Annotated in this window: 14 protein-coding genes; 3 read left to right on the top strand and 11 right to left on the bottom strand. The window is 36.4% G+C overall.

Annotated features, from left to right (window positions below; translation table 11 throughout):
• Complete coding sequence (locus tag ACIEHO_RS06315) at positions 1 to 1,266, bottom strand: oligogalacturonate lyase family protein (RefSeq protein ID WP_406969787.1); 1,266 nt, start codon at positions 1,264 to 1,266, stop codon at positions 1 to 3.
• 162 nt (positions 1,267 to 1,428) lie between these two features.
• Between ACIEHO_RS06315 and ACIEHO_RS06310 the strand changes: the two genes are divergently transcribed.
• The 3 genes from ACIEHO_RS06310 to rhaM are packed head-to-tail and all read left to right on the top strand — an operon-like array spanning position 1,429 to position 4,148.
• Positions 1,429 to 2,796, top strand: a complete 1,368-nt coding sequence (locus tag ACIEHO_RS06310) for a sulfatase family protein (RefSeq protein WP_406969785.1) — start codon at positions 1,429 to 1,431, stop codon at positions 2,794 to 2,796.
• A gap of 12 nt (positions 2,797 to 2,808) precedes the next feature.
• Positions 2,809 to 3,825, top strand: a complete 1,017-nt coding sequence (locus tag ACIEHO_RS06305) for a family 43 glycosylhydrolase (RefSeq protein ID WP_406969783.1) — start codon at positions 2,809 to 2,811, stop codon at positions 3,823 to 3,825.
• Complete coding sequence (gene rhaM / locus ACIEHO_RS06300) at positions 3,825 to 4,148, top strand: L-rhamnose mutarotase (protein WP_406969781.1); 324 nt, start codon at positions 3,825 to 3,827, stop codon at positions 4,146 to 4,148. Before ACIEHO_RS06305 ends, rhaM begins: the two co-directional genes overlap by 1 nt.
• A 65-nt stretch (positions 4,149 to 4,213) precedes the next feature.
• Here rhaM and ACIEHO_RS06295 read toward each other — a convergent pair whose 3' ends face one another.
• The 10 genes from ACIEHO_RS06295 to ACIEHO_RS06250 form a co-directional block, all read right to left on the bottom strand.
• Positions 4,214 to 5,671, bottom strand: a complete 1,458-nt coding sequence (locus tag ACIEHO_RS06295) for a right-handed parallel beta-helix repeat-containing protein (protein WP_406969779.1) — start codon at positions 5,669 to 5,671, stop codon at positions 4,214 to 4,216.
• A 149-nt stretch (positions 5,672 to 5,820) separates the two neighbouring features.
• A complete protein-coding gene (locus tag ACIEHO_RS06290; protein WP_406969777.1) occupies positions 5,821 to 7,461 on the bottom strand; it encodes a right-handed parallel beta-helix repeat-containing protein in 1,641 nt (546 codons plus the stop codon).
• A gap of 98 nt (positions 7,462 to 7,559) precedes the next feature.
• Complete coding sequence (locus ACIEHO_RS06285; RefSeq protein ID WP_406969775.1) at positions 7,560 to 10,547, bottom strand: LamG-like jellyroll fold domain-containing protein; 2,988 nt, start codon at positions 10,545 to 10,547, stop codon at positions 7,560 to 7,562.
• A 206-nt stretch (positions 10,548 to 10,753) separates the two neighbouring features.
• A complete protein-coding gene (locus ACIEHO_RS06280; protein ID WP_406969773.1) occupies positions 10,754 to 12,508 on the bottom strand; it encodes a RagB/SusD family nutrient uptake outer membrane protein in 1,755 nt (584 codons plus the stop codon).
• A gap of 36 nt (positions 12,509 to 12,544) precedes the next feature.
• Positions 12,545 to 15,706, bottom strand: coding sequence for a SusC/RagA family TonB-linked outer membrane protein (locus ACIEHO_RS06275; protein ID WP_406969771.1), 3,162 nt, complete (start codon positions 15,704 to 15,706; stop codon positions 12,545 to 12,547).
• A gap of 21 nt (positions 15,707 to 15,727) precedes the next feature.
• Positions 15,728 to 17,203 (bottom strand): fasciclin domain-containing protein, encoded by a 1,476-nt coding sequence (locus tag ACIEHO_RS06270; protein WP_406969769.1) that lies wholly within the window; start codon positions 17,201 to 17,203, stop codon positions 15,728 to 15,730.
• Positions 17,204 to 17,245: 42 nt separating this feature from the next.
• On the bottom strand, positions 17,246 to 18,931 hold the full coding sequence (locus tag ACIEHO_RS06265; RefSeq protein ID WP_406969767.1) for a fasciclin domain-containing protein: 1,686 nt from the start codon (positions 18,929 to 18,931) through the stop codon (positions 17,246 to 17,248).
• A gap of 12 nt (positions 18,932 to 18,943) precedes the next feature.
• Complete coding sequence (locus ACIEHO_RS06260) at positions 18,944 to 20,422, bottom strand: RagB/SusD family nutrient uptake outer membrane protein (protein WP_406969765.1); 1,479 nt, start codon at positions 20,420 to 20,422, stop codon at positions 18,944 to 18,946.
• A 24-nt stretch (positions 20,423 to 20,446) separates the two neighbouring features.
• Positions 20,447 to 23,731, bottom strand: coding sequence for a SusC/RagA family TonB-linked outer membrane protein (locus ACIEHO_RS06255; RefSeq protein WP_406969763.1), 3,285 nt, complete (start codon positions 23,729 to 23,731; stop codon positions 20,447 to 20,449).
• A 1-nt stretch (position 23,732) separates the two neighbouring features.
• Positions 23,733 to 25,976 carry a fasciclin domain-containing protein gene (locus ACIEHO_RS06250; RefSeq protein WP_406969760.1) on the bottom strand — a complete coding sequence of 748 codons (2,244 nt, stop codon included), beginning with the start codon at positions 25,974 to 25,976 and terminating at the stop codon, positions 23,733 to 23,735.
• Positions 25,977 to 26,039 lie beyond the last annotated feature (63 nt).

Here is a 26,039-nt window from a genome sequence, read left to right as displayed (position 1 = left end):
TTAGTGTTCTTTTTCAATGTCTACGGCGTAAATTTGTGATGTACCTTCAAAATTTGCCCTAAATATAACTTGTTTTCCATTAGGAGAAAAATGAACATTTGGCTCTAAATCGTAATCGTGGTTTTTCATGTTTACCAATTTACGGGAAACCAAACTGTCTCCCTTTGGTGTGAAATGATAAATCCACATACCGTCTTTAGCCCTTGCTACCTGACCGGGGTCTCCTCCATCGCCAGCGAATGTTTTCTGGTTGGGTGAAATATTAAAATGAATAGACCACTCATCACGTTTTAAGCCGTATCGAGTTTCTTTTCCCGTATCAAGATTTTTACCGGCCAAATAAAACGTAACACTTCTTGGAATTTGAAGATCGTACCAAATGGTTTTTCCGTCATGGCTAAAAAATTCATGACCTGCAATTTCCCTCTCCACAGTTCTTTTATGCATGAGTTGGTTTTGTTTTGTTTTTATGTTAATCGTCCAAATTCTATCCACTTTATGCCATGGTCCTTCGTGACAATACATGAGCAAATCAGGATTTGTTGGAGAAAATTGAATATGATTAAGCCAAGCGTTTTCTGAATATATGTTATTTAATTTCTTAGTCTTTAAATTAATGGTTATTAAACTTCTTTCAAGTTTTGCTTCATATATTTTATCAAAATAACTTGATTTAGAAGGGTTTTTCTTGAATATTTCATTTTCTTCTTTGGTAATTAAAGCTCCCCCCAACAAGGTTTCATCTGCATTTAAAGTAGTGACTGAGCCAATTACTTCCCCGTTAAATTTATAAATAAACTCTGTTTCATGCGTATCTATGTGAGTGGCAAAAACACTATCTTTTACCATATAAAATACTTTGCGAGTTTTGGCGCCAACAATTTCACCTCTTTTCCTCCCGGGTTTATTTGTGATTTGACTAACGGTCTTACTATTTAAATTAACAGAAAAAAATTGACTTCCTGTTTCCGTTCTTCCTGAAAAAATCATTAAATCATCTTTTCCGTCTTTAGATTTTAAAAACGGATTGTTATGAAAATAAAAACTGCGGTTATCACCTTTTCTATCAACCAACTTTTCAACCTTATGCCCTGTTGCAGAATCAATCCAAACTTTTGAAAATGAACTTTCTTTGCCGGTTTCCATTACTGGAACTTGATCTACTTCAGAATTCTTTGGATTCGATGATGACTCCTTTGTCTCGCTTTTACAAGACACCATTCCTATAACTGTCAGTCCCAGTATAAATTTGCTAAAAAGATTCATTTATTATTTTTTCCTAAATATAAAATCAATTATGATCACCCCTATCCTGTTGCATCCTGTTTACTTCATGATATTTGCAGTATAGGGCAGGATGCCAGTAGCAATTGATTTAAATATCTTTGGTTGTTAGGTTATATAAATATTAATTTAAACATATAATGAATGTATTTTTCAAAGTTTATTTTATCAGGATGTTTATTGCTCTTCTTAGGGGCTTGCAATAACTCTAAAAAAATAGCAACCAATAGAAAAAACCCAAACATCCTCATAATAATTGCCGATGATGCCGGTTGGAACGATGTGGGCTATAACGGTTCCGAAATCAATACACCAAACATCGATTGGCTATCTAAAAACGGTAAACAGTTAAATCGGTTTTATGCCAACCCTACTTGCTCACCTTCTAGAGTTTCGATTTTAACGGGAATGCCAGCCAGCAGAATTGGTATAGTGGCTCCTATTAGTGGAAAAAGCAATAAAACCCTGCCAGATTCGATTACTACACTGCCTCAAGTTTTGAAGCAACACAATTATGAAAATGCACTCTTTGGTAAATGGCACTTGGGTTTGGATATTTCGAACGGTCCGAATGCCTTTGGTTTTGATTATTCTTATGGGTTCCTACATGGACAAATAGACCAATATACACACCGATACAAAAATGGTGATTCCAGTTGGTATAGAAACGATGAAATGATTGAAGAAGAAGGTCATACTACCGATTTGGTCACTAAAGAGGCTATTGCATGGCTAACCAAAAAACGAGATACTACAAAAAATTTCTATGTTCAACTCGCTTATAGCGCACCTCATTTTCCTTTGCAAGAAGAGGACAAATGGAAAGCGCCATATTTAGAAACGATTGCTGATAGTTCGAGACGAGATTTCGCTGCGGCCATGACACATATGGACCACAGCATTGGCAAAGTTCTGGAAACCCTAAAGCAAAACGATTTAGAGGAAAACACTTTGGTTATTTTTTTAAGCGATAATGGCGCCATGGAAAATTGGTACCCAACAACGCAATATAATGGCGACCATGGGCCTAACCCTGTTTTGGGAAGTAATGAACCTTTACGTGATTGGAAAGCTTCAAATTATGAAGGTGCTGTACGTGTGCCAGCCGTATTTTATTGGAAAGACCATTTGAATGTAGAAACTAATTCAAATTACATGTCGGTATCAGATATTATGCCAACCATACTGGCTTTGGTAAACGCCGAAAACCCCAAAAATGTTGAAGGAAGTAATGTTTGGGCTTCCATTGAAAATTCAACTATTGAAACCGAACACCCTATATACATTCGTGGCCATAAGCAGGAATGCCTTATAAAGAAACCTTGGAAAATAGTGAGAAAACGCTATAAAGACCATTCACCTGCTTTATATGAGCTTTTCAATATTGAAGAAGATCCTGAAGAGGAGCATAATCTAATAGATAAAGATTCTATAGTTACCAATAACATGAAAACACTACTTCAAAATCAATTCAAAAAAGACGATAAAACCGTTAATGTTGAATTAAAATAACCATCTTTTTTAATGAGACTTAAATCAACATACATCCTTATTTTATTGTTGAGCTTTTCGTGTAAAGTCACTAATAAAAATATAAATAAATCATACCAGGCGGATAAACCCTTATTTAAAGACCCTGTTTTTGATGGTGCTGCAGACCCTACGATAGTTTGGAATAAAAACCATAAAAAATGGTATATGTTTTACACCAATAGACGAGCCAATAATACTGCTGCTAGTGGAGTAGCGTGGGTACACGGAACAAAAATTGGAATTGCCGAATCTGAAAATGGTGCTCATTGGACATACAAAGGCACCTGTAATATTGATTACCACATTGATGACGTTACACATTGGGCACCAGATGTTTTAGAGCACCAAGGTACTTACCACATGTATTTAACCATTGTACCAGGTATTTTTGAAGATTGGTACCATCCAAGGCATATTATCCATTTAACTAGTGAAAACTTAACGGATTGGGAGTTTCAATCAAAATTAGAATTGGCCTCAGAACGCTGTATCGATGCCGATGTTTTTCAATTACCAAACGGCACTTGGCGCATGTTCTATAACAACGAAAATGATGGTAAATCTATTTACTATGCTGATAGTCCAGACCTATATAATTGGAATGATAGTGGTACGAAAGTGATAGACGATCGGGGTGAAGGGCCAGTTGTTTTTCAGTGGAAAGAAAAAAACTGGATGATTCATGATGCTTGGCGTGGCCTGGGTGTTTATTCTTCTGACGATTTTAAAAGCTGGAAACGACAAAAAAACAATATTTTAAAAGCGCCTGGGGCTGGAAAAGACGATAAGGTAAAGGGTGGGCATCCCGATGTAATTATCAATAACAATAAGGCCTATGTGTTCTACTTTACCCACCCTGGAAGAGTTTCTGAAAATGAAGGCCAAGACACTTACGAAACGAGAAGAAGTTCTATTCAAGTTGCAGAATTACTATATGAAAATGGAGAAATCATTTGTAATCGAAACGAACCCGTTTACATTAACCTTAAATCTAAATCATCAAACTAATGAGCGAAACTATAAGAAATGCCTTTAAGATGAAATTAAAGCCCGGTTTTGAGGCCGAATACAAAAAACGTCATGACGATATTTGGCCAGAATTAGAAACATTGCTCTCTGATACAGGCATTCAAGATTATAGTATTTTTTTAGATGAAGAAACGTTAATCTTATTCGCCGTCCAAAAAATTTCTAAAGATTTTGATGTCGCTTATTTACCCAATCATCCTTTGGTAAAAAAATGGTGGGCTTACATGGCCGATATTATGGATACTAATGAAGATAACTCACCTATTGAAAAGCCGCTAAAAGAAGTTTTTCACATGGATTAAACAAAAAAAAAAAAAAACAGACCGAAATAATCGGCCTGTTTTATAAATGCCATTAGACATATACTCTATTTGATTGCAATCAGTCTTGAATATTTTTGATTGTTTCTATCTTTTAAAATCAGCATGTAATTCCCAGAACTTAGATGGTTTCTATTTAAAATAAACGAATTATTCCCAGCAGAAAAGGCCTTTTCTTTCAAACTTAAAACCTCTACTCCCAATAAATTATAAACACCCACCTTAATTTTTGTTGCCTGTTTAAGATTAAAAACCACGTTGGTTTGAGTTGAAAATGGGTTTGGATAATTACTCAAACCATCTTCCACTAAAAAATCTTCGACACCCAAAGTTCCAGTTTCAAGATATCCCAAATCTGGGGCTGACCCATTAAATGGCAAACCTACATCTACCCCAGCATCAATGAGGTCGCTACCTGCTACCAATGCCATAAAATCGACATTTGGCAAACTTCCATCAGCTGCTCTATTGGCGGTCATTAACTCGAAAATATCTAAACTTTCAAAATCTGCAGCATTAGCCACTAAACCATTTTGCCAACTGTTATTGGTAATATCTTTATTTATTGCGTTAAAACTATCGTTACTTCCACTAGAAACAGACACCGAATTTTTTATGGTAAGTGAATTAGCAATATTGCTACTACCAAAACTTATGTTTCTTCCATTGCTATAGGCAGAGCTATTATAAATTTCTATAACGCCACGATTACTATTATGGTCAAAGCCATCATACACATTACCTGCAGCAATACAGTTATAATAAATAGCGTTGTGCTTAAGCAATTTGTCGTCGCTTCCTCCAGTTTTAAAACCGTTACCATCGCCGGCACCTACCGCACCGCTTTTTAAATATCCGTTTCTAATGGCCCAGCAATTTTCATAGGTTGTTGTAACGTTATCAGCTCCTCGAAGGTATCCATCCCAGCCATCATCAAGGTTTTGCCATGCCCGACATCCAATAAATTTATTACCAGTTCCTACGTCTAATTTAGCCGCAAACCCATCAGCATTTTCTAAAGAGGCATCTGCATTGTTAAAAGAATCGCAGTTAACAATAGTGTTGTTGGCACCACCATTTCCTATTTGAAGCCCAGAATCTTTGCACTCGCTAAACGTACAAAACTCAATAAGGTTATTGCTACCATTTATAAACATGCCATTATCTCCAGCACCAAAAACATCAATACCTTTTATGTGCCAATAATTGCCCGATAATGTAATAGCCCGGTTCGAAGAACTTTCAGACATTGAAGAAAAATCCAATAGGGCCCTTGACGTATTATCCGGATGAGGAAGTAGAGAAATTAAATTTCCACTCGTTCCATTTTTTGTTATTGAAAACCTTGATGTAAATGTATAGGTTCCATTAGTTATATAAATGATATCACCAGCAGATGCCGACGATAGCGCCGATAACAATTGTTGTGGCGTACTTACTGTGGTTTGAGCGAAACCCAAAATACAACTAAGTAAAAATATTGAAATAAGTAATGTTTTTTTCATGGCAAGTATTTTATTGTTTATTACAAAGATATGAACTTTATTTACCGCTTAGCTCAATTTTTTGTAATCGATTGTTCATTTAAAATTTGTCAATAAAAAAACGGGCAACCATAAGGTTAACCCGTTTTAGTAATTTTAATATGTAAAAATTATTTGACACTTATTAATCTAGTGCTTTTTTGTCCGTCTGAACCTTTTAAAACCAACAAATAATTCGCTGAATACAAGCTATTTCTGCTTAAAACAATACTGTTTCTACCTACTGAGTAAACTTGCTCTGGTATTTCAAATACTTTTACTCCCAATAAATTGTATAGTGACGCTTTAATTTTTGTTTTTTCATTCAAACTAAAAACGACATTAGTTTCTGATGAAAACGGATTTGGATAATTATAAAAACCTTCCAATAATTCACTTTTTTTTACACTTAAAGTTGCAAATTCATTATACCCTAAATCAGGTGCAGCTCCATTATACGGAAATCCAACGTCATACCCAGCATCTATAAGGTCGCTTCCAGGTGCCAGTTTTAAAAAGTCTGTATCGGGTAAACTCCCATCTGCTTGTCTTGGAGCCTTCAATAATTCAATATCGTAAGCGATAAAATCTTCAGGCGTAACGGTAACATCCAAATCAAAGTAGTTATTGTTAAGTGTGCATTGAGATTCGTTTATATTTGTGATTTCATTTGAAGGATTAGAAGCGCCAGCCCCTAGGTTGTTTGCCATAACGTGCCCCCACCCGTCAACATCTGTACCGTAATCTGTAGGATTTAGCGCTTTGCAATTTAGCATATTATAATTTTCAGTGTTTTGAAATGCAGAGTTATTATACCAATAATTTCCATTTAAATGGTGATTGGCATAGAAACCGCGCAATCTATTTTTTGCGGCAATGCAAAATTGAACGGTATTCATTGGTATCGGGGCGTACCTATCTACCACTTGTTGGTAGGTCTGCGCTGCCTTACCATAACCACCGGCTTTAAACCCAGTACCATCACCTCGAGACACCAAATCACTGCCTGTTCCCGAAGCAGATGAATAGCCATTGTAAAAAGCCCAACAGTTTTCGATTAACACGGGCTCTGCCGAATTAATCAAATCAAAACCATCATCACTATTTAACCAGGCACGGCAACCTCTAAATATATTTCCGGTATCACCGTTTCTTACGTGACAACCAAATCCGTCAACGTTTCCGCCAGTTCCTCCTTGAGATACAGAATCCCAATTTTCGTAGGCATCGCAATTTAATATCAAGTTATTGGAACCACGCAGAATATACACACCAATAGCCATGTTATTGTGCATACTGATATTTTCGAGCGTGTTGTTGCTTCCTTTTATTTCGAAGCACTCTGATTGCGTATGTGATGTTATGGTAACCTGTACCCCAATAATTTCAATACCTCTTATATGGATATTACTTCCTGTTAAATAAAAAGCAAATATGCGCTTGTCTGCCGGCTTAATGTTTTGATAATCAAAAACTGGTTTTTCATTTTGATAGGCAAAATAATTGATGCCATTTTTGTTTAGCTCTGTTACATAGGCCCAAATACTTTCAAATCTTTGAATTTGGTCTTCGCGCATAGTGTACAACCCACCGCGAATGTAAACGGTATCACCCCATGAAGCAAGTTCTTGTGCTCTTTTTATAGATTCTACCGGATAAAAAATACTTCCATTATTCGCATCGTTACCATCTGGAGCTACATAATAATCTGCTGCAAATGATAAAAGGCTTAAACAAGAAAACAATAATGCTGCAATGTAATTCTTTGTCATTTTTATTTTTTTATTAAAGATACTGATTTTTAATATTTTACTTAAATTTTATTCGGCAATAGCCATAAATATGGCTTATCTTTTAATAAAATTAAAATCTAATTGGCGATTAATTTAAGGTTTTGATTTAAATTATTTCCCTTAACATTCAAGATGTACAAACCTTGAAGATTTTTGTCTTCAACATTCAACACGAAATGGCCTTTTCCAACTGAATCAATACGCTCTTTTAAAATCACTTTCCCGGTAACATCTGTTAAAGTTATATTTAACTGTGCTCCGTTGTAGGAATTAATTTTAATATTTAACTCTTGATTTACCGGATTTGGAAAGACATTTATATCTGAATTGTAATTAAATTCAATATTGCTTAGTGTACCATTTTGGTATAAATTTGATACCTCGGCGTCACTTAAAGCAAAGTTGAATATTTTAAGTTCATCCAATTGCCCTTTATAAGGTGCTGGAGATGTTCCATTTAATAACTCTAACTCCCCAATATTCCCTAAAATTAAATCGCTAATTTCAGCAATACCAGTAACGCCTGTTTCATCCAAATCACTAATAAACACACCGTTTCTGTATAATTTCAATTTATGCTGAACGATATCTCGCATAACAACTACATGTACCCAAAAGCCAGAGAAGAAAGGTGTTCCGTTGGTAGACAATTCTTTCTTGGTTACGTTATCATCTATAGCAAAACGAAACTCACTATTTTTAAATTCAATATTAAATCTTTTACCAGTAGAACCCGAATTACCATTTACACCAAACGACCCTTTACAGAGTAAATAAGCACTATTAGAACCTGTCGGCAATAAATTAAGTGGTGCTTTCATCCATAATGAAACTGAAAATGACTTATTGTTTAAATAAATTTGATCTTGATTTGGAATATTTACTATAAAATCATCATTTGGCGCCGTTGAAAAATCAATGGCATTGTTTTCCTTGCCGGCAACTCTAACATTGGCGTTATCGTAATTTGAATCTAAAACGCCATGATTAGCATAGCTTGAACCATCAAATATTTCTCCTCCATCCGAAGCCGATTCATCAAAAGACCAATACCCAACCAACTCTTCTGGAACGTTGGCTATGGTTCTAAAATTCCAAATATCTCCCGTAACTAAGCCTTTAATGTTAGAAGCGTCTATTCGCCAAAAATAATTCGTATCTGTACTCAAACCAGTTACTTGATATGACGGGCTTACGGAATATCCCACGTCGGCAACTTTAGCCAAGTTAGATTGGTCTTCTCCAAAATAAACCTCGAAGTTTTCTGTGTTGGAGCTACCGTTCCATCTCAATGTTAAATTACCTCCAGAAAGCTCGACAAAATTAAAACCATTAGTAGGCATAGGCTCTGAAGGCTTATCTGGTGCCGAAGGAACGGCTGGTGTTACTATTGAGGCCGTTATATAAGCCGACGCATCAGTACTATTTATGGCTTTAATTCTATAATAATACTGTGTGTTTGGTGCTAAATTTGAATCGTTAAACGTCGTAACATTCGCTCCTACTTGCGCTATTTCGGTAAATGAACTTCCATCGGTTGAGCGCTCAACAACATAATTATCCTCGTTATCCGCATTGTCGGTCCAGTTAATGGTTAAAGAACTGCTTGGTGGCGTTTCTACTGTATTAACGTTGGTAAAATTTACATTTGAAGGCGGAATTAAAAAATCTGGAGGTGTTTGATTAACCAAGTTGTTAATGTAAACTTCAATATTTAAATAAGGTGCATTCGAAATACTCACCGAAACGGCGTCAGATGGATTATTTTTATCTAAACCATTAGCATCCTCCCAATCATCTGGCATACCATCAGAATCGGTATCTTGAGGCGAAGGCGCTCCGTAAACATGACCTACACCTCCATTGATAAAGGGTAAATCTGTTTCTTTATAAACATAAAAAGCTTCAGTACCTTTCGATGTTAAATCGGCAATCATTAAACTATCTACCTGATCGCGTTTTGGGTAAGACGCACCTACGCTTAATACTATATTATCAAAAGCTTGTTGGGCCGTTAAGGGTGCATTTTTTACTGGATAATCGTAAGGTGTAGCTTGCAAACTGTTCGCATCGCCCGTAGGATAGCCAACTAAATCTTCGGGCACCAAATCACCATCCAAAACACCATTCTTGTTACTATCGAAATAGTTTCCCGAACCGTATAAGTAGAAATTAGAATTCCCTCTGTTAAAGGGCGTAGTGACCCCATCGCCAGTATGTGGACCACTAATAAAATAGTTATTGATAATATTTACATTGGAAATACCGGCTGAATCACCTCCCATGATGTAAGCGTCTCCAGATTCAGTATGACCATATGTGTTACCATAATTACCCCAGTTGTAAACCACGTTGTTTACAAACTCGTTAATACCTTTTACTTTCGGATTACGTGTTTTATTACTGATGTATAAATTTCCAATCAAACTAATTTTTCCGTCAGAAGGTTGCATGAGACCTCCAGCCGAGTGATTGTGCCTGTGTAAGCCATGACCAATGATTGAATTTTGAACTGTAATATTATCAGGGCTAGTCCCTTTACTATCCCAGTTGACTGAAAAAACTTCATCTGTTCCCCAGGTGAAGGTCATATGGTCAAAAATCATATTTGCTCCATTTGACACCCCTGAAGCATCTTTATTTTTAGCCCATCCTCCAAAACGTATTCTAAGGTAACGGGCAATGGTGTTGCTAGCTCCCGAAAACATGACACGTTGCCCATAAAAAACGATACCTTCTCCTGGCGCGGTTTGTCCTGCTATGGTTGTATTCCTTGGAACTACCATATCTGAGCCCACATTAATGATACCTCCAACCGTAAACAGAATAAATCGCCCTTCTTGGCTTATAGCATCCCGAAATGACCCTGGACCACTATCGTTTAAATTCGTTACCAAATACACTTCTGGATTGCTTGCCCCTCTAGCACCAGTTGTATAACGTCCAAAACCTGTTGCTTCAGGAAACGCTAGGGTTTGGGCATTAATGCTGCCATAGCTTAAAAGCATAAGACCTAAAGTAAAAACTTTTAAAACAAATTTGGTAAGTGAAATTTCAGTTTTCATAGTTTGCTGGTTTTATTATTTCAAAATCGTTTTGAAAAAGTCATGATTTTTAGATGCAGATTGAAGTGTAAATAGTCATAACATTTTTACCAAAAAAAGGCCTTAAAAAAATGGGATTAAGGCCTCTTAATAATTATATATCTATAAAGTCTTCTAATTCTTATTGAAGCGATTTTCTTCAATCAGAAACAAAAATCAGTTTAATACTACTCTTCTTCTTTCCAATTGAATGGTAGGTACCAATTTTCAGTATTCATTAACTTAGACCTTACTTCATCAGCATTTGCGTTACCTTCTTTGGAAAGTTTTTCATAAATCTTATCTGCTAAGAAAGCAGGGTCGCCTCTTCTAAGAGAAATACGTACTAAATCTCCCCAACGATTACCTTCAAAAGCTAATTCTAAGGCACTTTCTTCGATTAAATCATTTTCTATTGAAATTAAGCTATCGCCAATAACTTCTTTAAACTCTACGTAAGCTCTACCCCTTAAACCTTCATTACGATGCCAGTCACCTCTATAGTATGGAAAATCACCTTGTCTGGCATCAAAATTATAAGGGAAAGGTAAATGTGTCTGTTCAAAATCTGTTACGTCTGGATCGTTTTCTGGATCTCCATAAGCAGACTGAATACCGTTATTTAAAAGAGCATCGGCCAGCCTATGTTGACCATCACGATTAGCAGCTTCTGCAAAGCGCAAATGAAGTTTAGCTGCACGATATAAAAACCAATCACCGTCTCTTTCAAATTCATCAACTGGCATAAAATTCGTGAAGTCTAAATAATTAAACAAATACTTAACTATAACCTCTTGGTCATTGATAATGTTATAAGAGAATTTTTCTCCACGTGCGTCATAAGGAATGTCATTACGCTGAGTTTGATTTTTCCATAAATCGATAGCTCTTTGTGATGGTTTAAGCAAATAATTTCCACCTTGATTTGAAAATAGGTCAATAAACGGATTCTTTGGTGCAAAGTTACTATCAAAAGGCAATGACCAAATCCACTCAGTATTCCATCTAGCATCCTTCTCCCTAGCAAATATTGAGCGCCAACCTTGAGTATTATTATTAACCAGACCAGTAGCATCTTGCTCTCTAAAGCGTATATAGCCTACACTTAAATCGTCGTTTGTACTAACGTTACGGGATCCAAGACGGTACGTATCAAAAAGCACAGCTATATCACCACTACCTGTACCCGTTTCCATTACGTTTTTATAATGACTGGCTGCTTCTAAATAGTTTCCATTCCAAAGCTGTAAGTCACCTAAAAGACAGCCTTTATTAATAAAGAATTTTGGTGTGTTATATCCATCAATACTAATAACAAGTGAACTATTCTCACTATATAAATCGGTGTAAGGCAAGCTTTCTGTAAACTCAACAAGTTCATCGATTAATTGCTCAAGCGGCATTCTTTCAAAGTTGCTTGGGTTACCAATATCATCAATATTTTCAATTGGTTCAGTAATATAAGGAACTGCACCGTAATGCATTCCTAACTGCAAGTACAACCAACTTCTTAAGGTTCCAATATCTGAATAACGCTCATTAAATTCATCAGTATCCAGTCTAAAATCGGCGCGCATCAACTCAAAATTCTTGAGTATGTCATTGCACATATTTATGACTTCATAAAAGTCTTTTGGATTGGCATAAGGGTTTTCTGCACTCACTGAATGCTCACTTAACTCTCGAAAAGTTAAATCCGCATTTTCTGTTGGACTTACTAAATCGGCACGTAATTCGTTCAAAACAACATACTTTCTTGCCAATTCCATCAATCTGCCATAAACACCTACTACTGCAGCATCTGCATCAAAAATATCTCGATAAACCTGGTCTTTATTCAGCTTATCCTGTGGCTCAACCTCTAAAAAATCTTGACATGATGTAAACGTAAGGGCAGCCAAGACTACTAAAATAAAAGTTCCTTTAATATTTTTTTTAATCATTGTTTTCATTTTTCTAAATCTAAACATTTAAATCAATTATAGCCCTAAGCGTAAACCAAGTTGAACCGTTGTAAACTGTGGCATAAGTCCAATATCAGCACCTTGCCCAAAGATAGACTGAGACGCACTAAATTCTGGGTCGAAGCCTAAATAATCTGTTATGGTAAATAAATTACTTCCTGATGCATAGACCTTCACATATTTAATGATTGCAGGATCTATTTCAATATCATAAGAAACAACAAGTGTTTTAAGCCTAAAGAACGAACCATCTTCAATCCATCGACTAGAGAAAGAAGCATTTCCTATTGGGTCGCCCCATACGGCTCTCGGAATTGATGTTTGCTGGCCTTCCGCTATCCAACGGTTTTCAATAGCCGTACTTTGGTTTTCATAACCACTCATTTGTTCTAAGCTTCTACGCACACCGTTATACAAATCATTTCCTACTGAGAAATTAAACAAACCTGAAACACTCAGTCTTTTGTAATTAAACACTGTGCTGATGCTTCCTGTGAAATCAGGATTTGGATTACCAATTACTGTTCGGTCCTTTTCATCAATAACATTATCGCCATTTAAATCTTCAAAAATAACATCACCTCCACTAAAAGGAACTAAACTACCATTTTCCATTCGTCGAGATAACCCTGCCGTATTAGCTTGAGCAGTGGTACTATATACTCCATTGGCTTTGTAACCATAAAATAAGTTAGCATCTTGCCCTTCGTCTGTTATGTAGGTTGCTCCTCCAAATTCCGTAAGTATACGATTATTTGGTATACCTAAAACTTCATTTTCATATTTTGATAAATTAATACCTAAATCAAATTTCACATTGGACGTGTGTACCAGCCTACTGTTAAGAGCTAATTCCGCTCCTCGCGTTTGCATATTACCACTGTTAGATACAATATAATCAAAACCACTGGTTGTATTTAGTGTTTGGTAAGTAATCATATCTGTTGTTTCATTATTGAAAACATCTATAGACATGTTAAGACGTTCATTGAATAATGCAAAGTCCGCTCCAAAATTTAGCTTTGTTACACTTTCATGTTTTAAATCTGGGTTCCCAATATTAGACCTCACCAAACCTTGAATTCCTAAGAGATTTTGGGAAATATAAAGCTGTTGAGCTGTGTAATTTCCAATATCATCATTACCGCTTACGCCAAAGCTGGCACGGAGTTTAAACAAATCGATACCAGAATTTTTCATAAAATTCTCAGAAGAAACCAACCAAGCTGCTGACAGAGACCCTAAAGCTCCAAACTTTACGTCTTCGCCAAAACGACTAGAACCATCATAAGCTGTATTCGCTGTTAGAAAGTACTTATTAACATAGTTGTATTCGGCACTTAAATAGGCGTTCACCCAATTCCATTCACCTAGCGCTCCACCAACTTGGCGTAACAAGTTACTGCCCGCACCAACTGTTGTAAAGTCGTCTGTTGCCGAATTGAAACCTAAGCCAAGATCACTTTCTGATTCATTCGATTGCGTTCTAAATCCTAGTTTTGCATTGAAATTATGCTTATAATTAAAACTCTTTTTTAATGTTAAATAAGCATCTGTAAATAAAGAGTATAATTTTTGAACTTCACTTCCACTTCTATTTTTTCCAATTGCAGTTGGCAAAACAATATCGGCTACCCCAAAATCTGGAATAAAGAATGTTTCACGCTCCTTGTTATAAGTTAAACCTGCTAAAAAATTGGCCGATAAATTCTTGCTAAAATCGTACTGAAAGTTAAGGTTTCCGTAGAAACGATAATTTTTGTTAACGCCACTTCCATTTTGAATAATTGCAGAGGGGTTACCCACATCAAAAATATCAACATCGGCTAAATTTGGTGACACTTCACCCGTTTCATTTATAGCATTTAATGCCACAAAAGGAGACTTTGTAAGTGCTAAATATAGGGGGCTAGTTTTATAAGCAAGTCCTTGGTCGTTTTGGTTTTCGGTGTTATGTGTTAATGATAAATTAGCATCTACCGAAAGTTTATCAGTAAGACGTAGTGCAGCGTTAAGCCTTGTACTATAGCGTTCTAAATCAGTGTTTCCTGAAATACCTTCACTACTTAAGTAACCTACAGAAATTCCATACTTGGCAATCTCATCACCACCTCTAATTTTTAGATAATAACTTTGGTTCTGGCTACTTTTAAACACTTTATCCTGCCAATCGGTATTGTTATGGTATTGGTAATATACGCCACTGTCGCGATTATCTAACATCCATGGCATATTGGCTATTTGCTGTTGAGTATCTCCTCTAGTAGCAACCAACTGGGATAAATAAGTTCTGTAAGCAGCTGAGTTCATCACCGGCATTGGTCTAGGATCTTCATTTATACCGCCGTACATTGTAAAGTCAATTTTCGTACTTAAATCAACAGGGCGTGTTGTAGTAATAATGATGACTCCATTTGCACCTTTTGTTCCATATAAAGAGGATCCATCCTTTAATACAGTAATATCTTCAATATCTTTTACCTCCAACATTGAAAGTGGCGATGACGTATTATACTGAATAATGCCTGATCCATAATCCTCATCGTCATATATCATTCCATCTAGAATAATCAATGGTTTGTTTGTTGCATAAAGCGAATTAAACCCTCTAATATTTAAACGTGCTCCTGACCCAGGAACACCCGAATTGCCTACACTATTCAAACCGGCAATGCGTCCCTGTAAAAAATTACCAACTGCTTGATTTACCGGAGCCCCCCATTGCTCTTTCTCAAAATCTAAAACTTGTGCTGCTTTTGGACTGTTATATTGCAACTCTTCATCGTTGCCAGGTAAATTAGAAGTTTGATAAAATTGAGAATAACTTTCTTCGTAAAGTGATATTTCTAAACCACTTTTTCTGTGATTAAGCGGGTAAACTTTATTTTGGTAATCTTGCCCGCTTACAATTAACAAAGCATTTAGATGCGGTACATTTATTGAAAAACTACCGTCCTCCTCTGAAATTGCCGCCGAAAAATCAGCAACAGCTATATTGATACCAGAAATACCATCACCAGTTAAGGCATTTTTTATAGAGCCTGTTATTTTAATACCCTTTTTGGTTTTAGTATCTACCACTGTAGAATCCGTTGGATTTTGAGCATACAGATTACTATCAATTCCACCGAATAACAGTATGCAAAGTAGACTAGTTAGTTGTAATATTTTGTGCATAATAATTGGTTTAAAAGACATTTATTTTATTAGTGGAACTAGTTTTAAATAATCTAATGTTAAAGTATTTTCTCCATTACTACCCGTGTTGGCAGCAACTAGGGAAAGCATGTATGCCCTGGCTTCTTCAAGAGTAAACTCACCTACAAAAACGTCATCATAGACATCAGGATTCACTTCAATGCCAGTACCGTCTTGACCTTCTAAAAATGCTACTGGATTTTCTACTGTCCCATCTGGCATAATCGTGCCTCCAATTCGCAATCTTTGCTTGAATGTGTTGTTTTGCCTATCATTAACAGCTCTCCAGTAAACTTCATAGGTTGTGCTGTAAATATTTCTACCAATATTATAATTGATAGCTAACTCTGGAGTTCCGTGATTCAATACCATAATATCGTTAAAGAAAACTCCATCTGGATCGTCTTTTTCCCTGTAAAGGGTATTAGACCGCACATTTTCACTAAAACCTATAGGCTCCTCGCCTTCTATTTGGGTAGTCAGTAAACGTGTTTCTAAAGGAACATCCATAGTATCCATAACATAAACAATACCATTACTTAAGATGATATCTTCTACGATATTGTCTTCATTAATAGGAACTTTAACGCCAAAAGAAGACACCAATGTATCAGGAAGGTTTTCACGAGCTACAGCCTTATGAAACGCTAAGTCTCTTGTGGCAAAATAGCTGGCGTAAGTTGTTGTAGAATCAGATTCCACAGTACCCTTAATTAAGTAAGGTTTTAACTTTTCTACCTCATCATTAAATGCCCCGTCCTTTAACAAGAAAAACGTGTACTTGTTCTTTTCGTTGTTAAGATTGTAAACGTTGTGCAAGTAGGAATTCTTTAGTGAATCAGCGTACAACTCATGAATCTCTGGCTCATTGGCTTTGGCTATACTATCAGAGCGATATAAATCAAATTGTTTAAGAGACAAAAGATAATCGCTCATAGCATTACTACCTGATAGGCTATTGATATACTGCCAAATATTTTGCTTTGGCTCTATGGCCGCACTTATAATGTGAAACAACCCATTTGAAGCATACTGATCTGCGGTTACCACATTGGATTCAGCCATTACCGTTCCATTTTTAAACTGGTAATACTTATTCGAAAGCATTTGAACCGTTACAGTATCTGCCTCGGTTACTGATGAAAACGCTGTAAGTGCAATATGGTTTCGAACAAACAATCTTTTCTTAGCCAAGTCACTCAACAATTCAGGATTTACCTGTGCCATAGCATCATTATTGGGCGCCCAAACCGTATGAGTTTTGGAGCCGGCTAGAACACCATCTAGTCCTGTTTCGGTTAGAAGTTTTCCAAACTCACTAGTTTGTGATGTGTTCTCTATTCGCTCAGTAAGGTTTTGTGTCAGGTTTTGATCAACCTTGTTAGTATGGTCGTCCCATGGGTCTGAACAGGCTACAACACCGACAAGAGCGATAATGCCTAAAAAACTTCTTATATATAATTTACTTGATATCATCCTTAATGGATTAGGTTTAACTTTAATTATAAATTGGTTTTACTATTCTTCAATAAGGCCATCTCCGCCAGATTCAAATTTAGGGTACAACTGATCCATATCCACAGGTCTGAATTCAACAACATCTAGCCATGTTGGTCCATTTCTACCGTCTTGAACTGCCTCAAACTTTAACTTGTGTCTTCCAGTGGTTGGCACTTCTACAATTCCAACCAACCTACAATTAAATCGATTGGTAAAAGGCTCTATATGTCTTTTATATCCTTGTGATTCTAATACACGTTCTGGCTCGCTTGTGTTTCCGTATTCAGTGAAGTTTACTCTTCTTGCAAATGGAACATCATTAAAAGAAACTTCACAAGATGGAGTCGATCTACCATTTTGCCTGTAAGACACCCACACTTTATATTTTCCTTTAATTATTACAGGGGTTGTAAAGGTTATTGGATCTAGGTAACCATTTCTGAAACGAAATAATTCAACAACGTCGCCATGCCATGCTCTGTCTAAGTATGCACCATCTCCAAGATCTGCCGCCAAATAAGTTAATGTATTGTCATCCGGCCAATCAACATCCCTCAGTTCACTTTTCTGTAACGATATGAAGTTTCCTGGTTTTCTAAAAACCGAACTTAACTGTCTGATTTCAGGCTGATCGCCTAAATCGAAATAAACAGGCGCCGGAAATCTCTTTTTTATGGAGAAATTGTCTTTCATCAAATGTAAAACACCATTGGAAGCTGTAATGTCACTGACCTCACGGTTAATTTCAACTCCTTTTTCTAAAATACCGTTAAATGTCACTTCGTTTATTAAAAGAGAGTCAGATGCCAACGTAACAGTAATTACTTCTAATGGCGCTTTGGTTAGTACAGCAGGTGTGACTGCCAAATCTGCCATATAATTTAATCCTGGTAAAATCCGATAGGCTACAAATAAATTAAGACTATCTTCTGGATTCATAGGATCACCTAAATGGCTGTATCTTGCTTTTAATTCATCTAGATTATTAAATCCTGCTTTTTGAAATACCGCGTCCGTCTGAGCTAGCACCGTAAGATGGCTGGAAATGCTATCGGCATCATATGTAAGAGGCTCATCTAGTTTATCATACCAGCCCGTTGCCTTGAGTGCTTCCGAAAAAAGCGCCAACGATTCATCATCATCTATGCTTTTTGCTAAAGTTTTGTTAGCAACCCTGAGTACTTTATCCAAAACATGAATTATTCCGTTACCAACTTCAATATTGGAACTTACAATACTAGCTTCTTTATTTACAGTAATGCTAGAAACACCATCTATAAATGCTGCTCCAGTCACTAAAAACTGACCTTGCAAGCTAGGGCTTGGTATTTTACCATCTGTAAAAGAAACTGTTGAAACCTTTTCTGGTAAAATATGTAATTTCGCTAAATCCTGAAGTTCTTCTAATGGAATATCACTCACAGAGCTTGCTCCAAATTGATCAAGTAGCTGAGTAACCGCCTCATTAGTTGGAAGAAACATGGTATAGGTGCCGTAGGTATTCATAAACGCCGAATAACCTGTTACGTCCAAAATTTCCAAAAATAATGAGTATTCTTCATTAGCTTTTAAAAACTCTGTAATGTTTAAAGTGTCATCTGTAGACTCTTTGTATTTTTGAGATGTACAGTTAAGTACAAAAATAGTCACGAGCACCGTAAGCGCGAGTCTCGTCAAATTTTTCAAATTAAATATTTTTTTCATGACTACAATTTTTTATTTGTAAAATGGGTTCTGAACAAGCTGTTTATTGGTAAACAACTCATTTTCATTTATTGGAAGATAATGACTGTTAGAGTCTTGCAGTTTAGCCAAAATACTCTGCTGCTGGTTAGCAGGTGCACTTCTTAACGCTACAGCCAATAAAATATCGATATACGCATAATTATCTTTTCGCGCATTACGCAAAACATCAAACCATCGTTTCCCTTCAAAAGCTAATTCTCTTGCACGTTCAGCAAGTATGTATTGTCTAATTCCTATCTGATCATTAATACCTGGCTGCTCTTCTGTTATACTGATAGCAGCACGTTTTTCTCTAATTAACTCTATAATATCTAAGGCTTCACTACCTCGATTAAGTTCATTTAGAGCCTCGGCTTTCATTAATAATACATCGGCATAGCGGTAAATAAACCAATGCGTATCAAATTCTTGACGAGATTTACGTTGCTCTTCATTAATACCCGTGTATTTATAAATCTCATTAGTACCCGGAACAAGTGATGCGCGTTCTCCACGTACATCTTTATTTTCAGGATCTTCAAAATCTATCCCAAAAACACTTTCTATTACAGTTGGTGCCGCTAAATACTCAGGACGCTCAAATAAAATAAAATAAAATGGGTTTGTATTTTGGGTTGTATACTGAAGTTCGAATATACTTTCCGTTGAATTTCCTCTAGCGAAAACCGTTGTAAACCATTGTGGACTGGCATCAATTAACTCAAATTCACCTGAATTTATTACTTTATTGGCCGCCCCTAGTGCAGCTTCATAATTTTCTTGCCATAAATAAACATCTGTTAACATCGCATTAATGGCATTTTTTGTAATACGTCCCTTATTTGATGCGTTGTCTTCATAATCCTCAACAGCAAAACCTTCTGCAGTAGTTAAATCTATCACAGCTTGTGCAAAGATATCTGCCTGTGGCGTTGTTGGCAATTGAAAATTATCTTGGTCTGAAAGCGTTGCCTCCAATTTTAATGGTACATCTTTAAAGGTGCGCGCCAAAGTAAAATACAGATAGGCTCTAATCGCCAAGGCTTCAGACAAATAATTATTAAGTTGTGTTTGTGTGAAGGTTGGGTCATTTTCTAACACCCCGGGAGCTAAATCTATAACCGTATTACAGTAATTTATAACTCTATAAAACAAATACCAATTTGTTAAATTATTTGCCGGTAAAATATTAGAGGTAAGCAATTCTACTTGCTCATTGCTCATACTTGGACCAGGACCTACCATACCCCCTCTAAGCTCTCCATAGGCAAACATATATTCCGCAATTGTGGCATCTGTTCTAAGCATAGCCGAATATATACCTATTACAGCAGACTGAACGTCTTCCTTGGTTTGCCAAAACTCTTGACGAATGGTACCGTTTTCAGGCTTTAGATCTAAATAGCTATCACAAGAAAAATTGATTGTTACTATTAAAAAAGTCAGCGTATATAAAATTTTTGTTCTCATAAGAGTCAAACTATTGTATTAAAATTAAAATCTGGTTCTAAGACCTACTGTAAATCGACGTGTTGGCGGTGTTCTTGAATAATCGATGGCAATACCAAAAGGGTCTCCCCCTCTCATACTTACCTCAGGGTCTTGACCACGATACTTTGTAAAAGTCATTATATTATCTGCTGTAAAGTAAACACTTAAATCATCTAACTTTATTTTCTTCAAGAATTCTTTATCAAACTGATAGCTGAAAGTTGCCGATCTCCAACGTAAAAATGAAGCATCCTCAACATAACGATCAGATCCTAACCAGTTGTATGCAGCACCGTATACCGCTCTAGGCATATTAGTTACATCTCCTGGATTTCTCCATCGCGATAAGGTTGCTGTACTTTGGTTATCAAAAGAATACATATTAGTAGTTAACATATCGGTACCATTAACGATATCATAATCTAACCTATAAGTAAAGAACAGCAGTAGTTTAAACTTTTTATCAAACGTAATATTTGGACCAAAACCTCCAGTAAATTTAGGGTTACTATTCCCTAAGTAAACTACATCTCGGCTATCAATGTTTCCATCTTTGTTAACGTCTTCATAAATAGCATCACCAGGCTGGAACACGTAATCTATACTAGGAAAATTAAAGCGCATGTAGACTTCTTGACCGTTAGGACCAACAATTACATTACCATCAGCATCTCTTGCGCGTGTAGAAGCCAAGTCTGGATATACCCCTTTAAAACGGTAGCCATAGAACGATCCAAAAGGGTTATCGGTTTGAAGGAATCGTTTATATGACCCATTACTAGAAGCATTTCCACTTTCACTTGGGAAAAATTCTGAAATTTCACGTATTATGTTTTCATTTCTTGAGATATTGAAATTAAAATCAACCTTCCATTTGTCGGATTTAACCGGAGTCGTAAATAATCCAACTTCCCAACCTTGATTGTCTAGAGTACCTACGTTTTGGTCTGAAATTCCAGAATAACCGGATATTGAAGGCACCTCTAGATTACGAAAAAGCAGGTCTTTTGTTCTATTTTGATAAACATCTACATCTATTTGAAAACGATGGTCAAACATTTGTAAATTTAACCCAATGTTTTTTCCTGTTAAGGTTTCCCATCTTAAATTAGACAACTCCATATTTGAAGAAAAAACTCCATTCTGCCCTAAATATTGCGTGTCAAAATTTCCGTAAATATTAAAGTACCTATAATCGTTACGAGGTGTTCTACCCGATTGTCCTAAACTGGCACGAAAACTAAAGTCGTCAACAAACTCAAATTTTTCCATGAATGGTTCGCCTGACACCCTCCAACGCGTTGATATAGAAGGAAACAACCCGTAACGATTGTCTGGTCCAAACTTAGAACTACCATCACCACGAAGCCCTACGTTTACAATGTAACGATCCAACAAACTATATTGTGCATTAACAAGAGCCGCAACACTTCTAGACTGACTGTTACCATTATATAATCTCAATTCAGAATTTTGCGTTCTAGACGCTACCGAAGGATCGGTTAAAAATACAGAAGCTGTATTGGACGTTAATGCCTCATGCGAAGAAAACCTAGAATCGTTGGTTTGTATGGATAAAATAGTTTGTAACTTATGATCTGTGCTTCCTAAATCTGGTGTATAGATAAAATTTGTTTTAGACTGCACACTAGCTCTGTCGATATCAGAATCTGCTGCACGGTTTACTACCGTTTCAGTAAACGGACGACCTGTTGCATTTTGAGGCAAGAACGACTTGGCCTTTGTACTACTAAAATCAAATTGAAGATCGAAAGTAGAAAACAATTTACTTGGAATTAAATCTATTTTTAATTGAAATTTAGGTACAATTCTAAATTCTGTTTGCTCATTGGTAGCGTACTCAGCCAAAGCAACAGGGTTGTATGTTCTTGGATAGGATCCTTGAATGTTTTGTGCCGGAGAAAAATAATTAGGAGTAAGATCACCCAAATCATCATACTCATAAATCCCCATGTTAGGCATTTTAGTATATGCGACACTTCTTAACCTGTCCCTATCGTTCGATCCAAATGTATTCACATAATTTCTTTGCGTAACCGAATTGGTATATGCTAAATCAGCCTTAAACCGTATCCTATCAGAAACTACATAATCTAAATTTAATCGCCCATTAATACGCTCAAAACCGGTTCCTTTAGTAACACCTTTGGCATTGTAATAACCAACTGAAGCATAGTACCTAGCTCTATCACCACCACCTTGTAAGGATAAATTATGATCTCCGGTAATTCCGGTTTGAGAAATGGCGTCCACCCAATTGGTGTTGTTTCCATAATTTTTATACCAATATACTTCTTGAGGATCATACTGGAATTCTTTAACCGTTAAGGTGTTAAGCGGCGTTCCCGTACGGTTCATAAAAGCCTCAGGTATTAAAATTGAGTATTGATCACCACTTAGCATAGGAATAGTTCGAGGTAACTTTGAATAGGTACCTGTAAAATTATAACCAATTTTAGGCCTACCTACTGCCCCCCTTTTGGTATTTATAATTAATACCCCAGAAGCAGCACGTGCACCCCACATAGCAGTTGCCGCGGCATCTTTTAAAATGGTGATACTTTCTATATCACTTGGTGCTACATTTAATAAGGCTGCATAACCTTGCTGATCGGCAGAACCAAAGTTAAAATCTTCAGGAATTGCAGTTTCAAATGGCATTCCATCTACAACTACTAGTGGATCCGAAGACCCTGTAATGGAAGATGTACCTCTAATTCTTATCTGCATTCCAGCTCCTGGATCACCTGAACTAGCGGTAATATCTACCCCAGCAATTCTACCTTGAAGCGCCTCATCAATCGAAGCTGCCTGTGTGTTTTCAACATCGGCCGCACTGATGGTTACTGCACTGGTAGTTAAGTCTCTGGCCGCAATATTTAAAAGACCACTTTCTGCAGTTTTTGTTGCACTAATTACAATTTCTTCTAGACCTTCAATGTTTTCAACCATGTTTACAACAAAGTTTCTCTTTGATCCAATGGTAAGGGTTTGGGTCGTAAAACCCATCGAAGAAATCACTAATTTGTTACTGGTGTTTTTAACCAAAATCGCAAAATTTCCGTCAAAATCGGTTACTACACCGGTTATCGTTCTATTTTCTGCATCTTGCTCTATCACGGTGGCTCCGGGTAGTGGTTGCTGACTGGCAACATCCAACACCTGCCCTCTTATTACGTCAGAATCTTGCGCAGAGAGCTGCAAAGTCGACATAAAAATTACGATAAATGAAAAACGGTAAAATAAGTTGGTAATATTATATTTCATTTTATTCCGTGTATAAAAGATAATTATCTACTAAGTGAATTAAACTGCGATCGGCTAAATTGTTGCTTTCGCTCGGTATATAGGTAGCTTCTCGATTTGCTGAATCTAGAAAACTCAACTCACCAGGAGCACTTATTACATTTATATAGGTTTTATTGCCTTCAAAATCCTTGAGCAATGTTTCCGTTTGTCCACCAATTAAACCATCATCAGAGGCTGTACGAGTAGCTAAAATATGATACTTTATAAAAGACTCTACTTGCTCTTTTTCTTCGGGGGATGACGGGTTATTGTTTGATGGTAAAACGCCATCAGCAACGGCTTGTGCTATAGCAGCATCATTAGGAACTACAAAGGTATAGGATGTACCCAAATCTACACCGCTTATGGCTCCGGTTGTTTGATCGAATAAAGAAGAACTATATAAATACAAGAAGAAGTTAAAATATGCAGGCTTTTGCAAGGCCAAATCAAACAATTCAAATCCTGGAGTGACTTCGGTAAATTCAATAATATCATCAATATAGTAGGTTCTACCATTACGTTGGTCTTCAAAACCTAAAATATTAACTCGTGTTTCTTCTTGTAAAACTTCTCCTCCTATAATTTCAATCTTCTCATTACCTGCTCCCCATACTTGGTTATTCTCCCATTTAATGTATTCTCCCGCTAAATCGAAATCTCCAGTACGTATAATTCCTGAGCCAGAAAGGTCATTCATTTCATCATTAGGTGTTGGTGCGATACCATTATATAACACACGCAGTATACGCGATCTAGCTAATGTACCTGCTACACTGTTCCCTGTTTCAGGATCGGTATATACCCACTCGTCCCTGTTGATATTATAATCATAACCATGCTCGCGCAAAATGTCATCTGACGGCAAAAACAAAGTATATTTACCACCAAGATTGCTTATAATTTCACGATAACCAGAACCATCATTATAAAGACGTGTAGCCAAAGTAAAATCTGGATCTAAATATGCCGATGTATAGACACTAAAGAACAAATTAGACTCCTGCACTTTACTTGTACCATAGAAGAACCCATTACTTAACACCTCGGCCTCTGTAACGTCTGCATTTAAATCAAAACGCATATCTTCTTCGAGGCCGTTACTGTAAGTTGATAACTTTGATGGCCATGCCGCATTTTGCACCATGTGCGCATTATAAAAATCTTCGAAAATATATTTTGGCAACTTATCTAAAGCAGAATAATTTTTTAACAATATGTCATCAATAAACGGTTGAAGTGCCGTATTATCAGGGGCAAACAAGGTATAGGCATCACTTTGCCCATCATTATCGGCTTCCTTTATATAGTTTTCATTGTTTGGTGAGAAGAATAACGCCGGGTCATAAACTTTTACATAAACTTCGTCTGATTTTCTTGTGAAATTCTGATAGGTATCGGTAGCGTCTTGATCAAAAACGTACTGTACCAAATTATTCTCCAACATCTCCCTAAAGATGCTATAGTTTGGACTAACTTCTAACTTTTGGTCTAGACTAATGAGCGGCAATGAAACTTTATCAACTTCGTGAATAATTCCGTTTTCAGCCACAATATCAGATTCCACTGTTGTTCCAGCTAAAACATTAAAGCCTATATACGAAGAATTTGGATAAAAGTATTCATAATCAAAAGCACTTAAACCAAGTGCATCCATATATTCAGTTACAAAATAGGATATGTATTTATTATTGTTGTCGCCTGGAATATAATAATCTGCGCCTGGTTCATTATTACGATTAGAACCAGCAACTACTATTTCACTACCATCAACCGTTTTAGTTTGAAAACCATCATAGTAAGCCGTCCTCCTTCTAAAGGCGTTATCTTCTTCCCATCCTATTCTTGATTGATAATCAGAAAGTCTCTCTGTTCGAAAAGCATTGTAGATTAAAGCATATCTTACAATTTTTGACGCCATAGTAGAGTCGATACTAGATACATTGGATATCCCTTGTTCTTGAAAAAAGTTTTCAAAAGCAGCATCATTTGGTGCCATCATGGTCCAATAACCAGATTTGCCCAAGATATCCTTGTAGCCTGCTTTTTCAATTAAAGTCGTTAAGTTGGTGAAATTACCACGGGCTTCTAACTGCTGAAAAATGGGTTGTTCAAGATTATCTGGTCTTGCGTAATACTCATCAAACTCTTCTTTGCTATTACAACTAGCAAGGAAAAAAATAAGCGGCAAGTAAAACAAATAATAAAGTGTTTTCTTATTCATTATGAGTTGAGTTGATTTATTTATAATTGAAGTAAATTGTTTAAATGATTTAGTATTGGATCA

The sequence above is a fragment of the Flavisericum labens genome (genome assembly GCF_045446075.1).
In the GTDB taxonomy this organism is placed as follows: domain Bacteria; phylum Bacteroidota; class Bacteroidia; order Flavobacteriales; family Flavobacteriaceae; genus Flavisericum; species Flavisericum labens.
Note: the sequence above shows the minus strand (reverse complement) of the source record. Positions and strands in the feature narration are given on the sequence as shown.

Coding starts and splice junctions, on each gene's coding strand:
- ACIEHO_RS06315 (WP_406969787.1), bottom strand. CDS start 1,266: ATGAATCTTTTTAGCAAATTTATACTGGGACTGACAGTTATAGGAATG.
- ACIEHO_RS06310 (WP_406969785.1), top strand. CDS start 1,429: ATGTATTTTTCAAAGTTTATTTTATCAGGATGTTTATTGCTCTTCTTA.
- ACIEHO_RS06305 (WP_406969783.1), top strand. CDS start 2,809: ATGAGACTTAAATCAACATACATCCTTATTTTATTGTTGAGCTTTTCG.
- rhaM (WP_406969781.1), top strand. CDS start 3,825: ATGAGCGAAACTATAAGAAATGCCTTTAAGATGAAATTAAAGCCCGGT.
- ACIEHO_RS06295 (WP_406969779.1), bottom strand. CDS start 5,671: ATGAAAAAAACATTACTTATTTCAATATTTTTACTTAGTTGTATTTTG.
- ACIEHO_RS06290 (WP_406969777.1), bottom strand. CDS start 7,461: ATGACAAAGAATTACATTGCAGCATTATTGTTTTCTTGTTTAAGCCTT.
- ACIEHO_RS06285 (WP_406969775.1), bottom strand. CDS start 10,547: ATGAAAACTGAAATTTCACTTACCAAATTTGTTTTAAAAGTTTTTACT.
- ACIEHO_RS06280 (WP_406969773.1), bottom strand. CDS start 12,508: ATGATTAAAAAAAATATTAAAGGAACTTTTATTTTAGTAGTCTTGGCT.
- ACIEHO_RS06275 (WP_406969771.1), bottom strand. CDS start 15,706: ATGCACAAAATATTACAACTAACTAGTCTACTTTGCATACTGTTATTC.
- ACIEHO_RS06270 (WP_406969769.1), bottom strand. CDS start 17,203: ATGATATCAAGTAAATTATATATAAGAAGTTTTTTAGGCATTATCGCT.
- ACIEHO_RS06265 (WP_406969767.1), bottom strand. CDS start 18,931: ATGAAAAAAATATTTAATTTGAAAAATTTGACGAGACTCGCGCTTACG.
- ACIEHO_RS06260 (WP_406969765.1), bottom strand. CDS start 20,422: ATGAGAACAAAAATTTTATATACGCTGACTTTTTTAATAGTAACAATC.
- ACIEHO_RS06255 (WP_406969763.1), bottom strand. CDS start 23,731: ATGAAATATAATATTACCAACTTATTTTACCGTTTTTCATTTATCGTA.
- ACIEHO_RS06250 (WP_406969760.1), bottom strand. CDS start 25,976: ATGAATAAGAAAACACTTTATTATTTGTTTTACTTGCCGCTTATTTTT.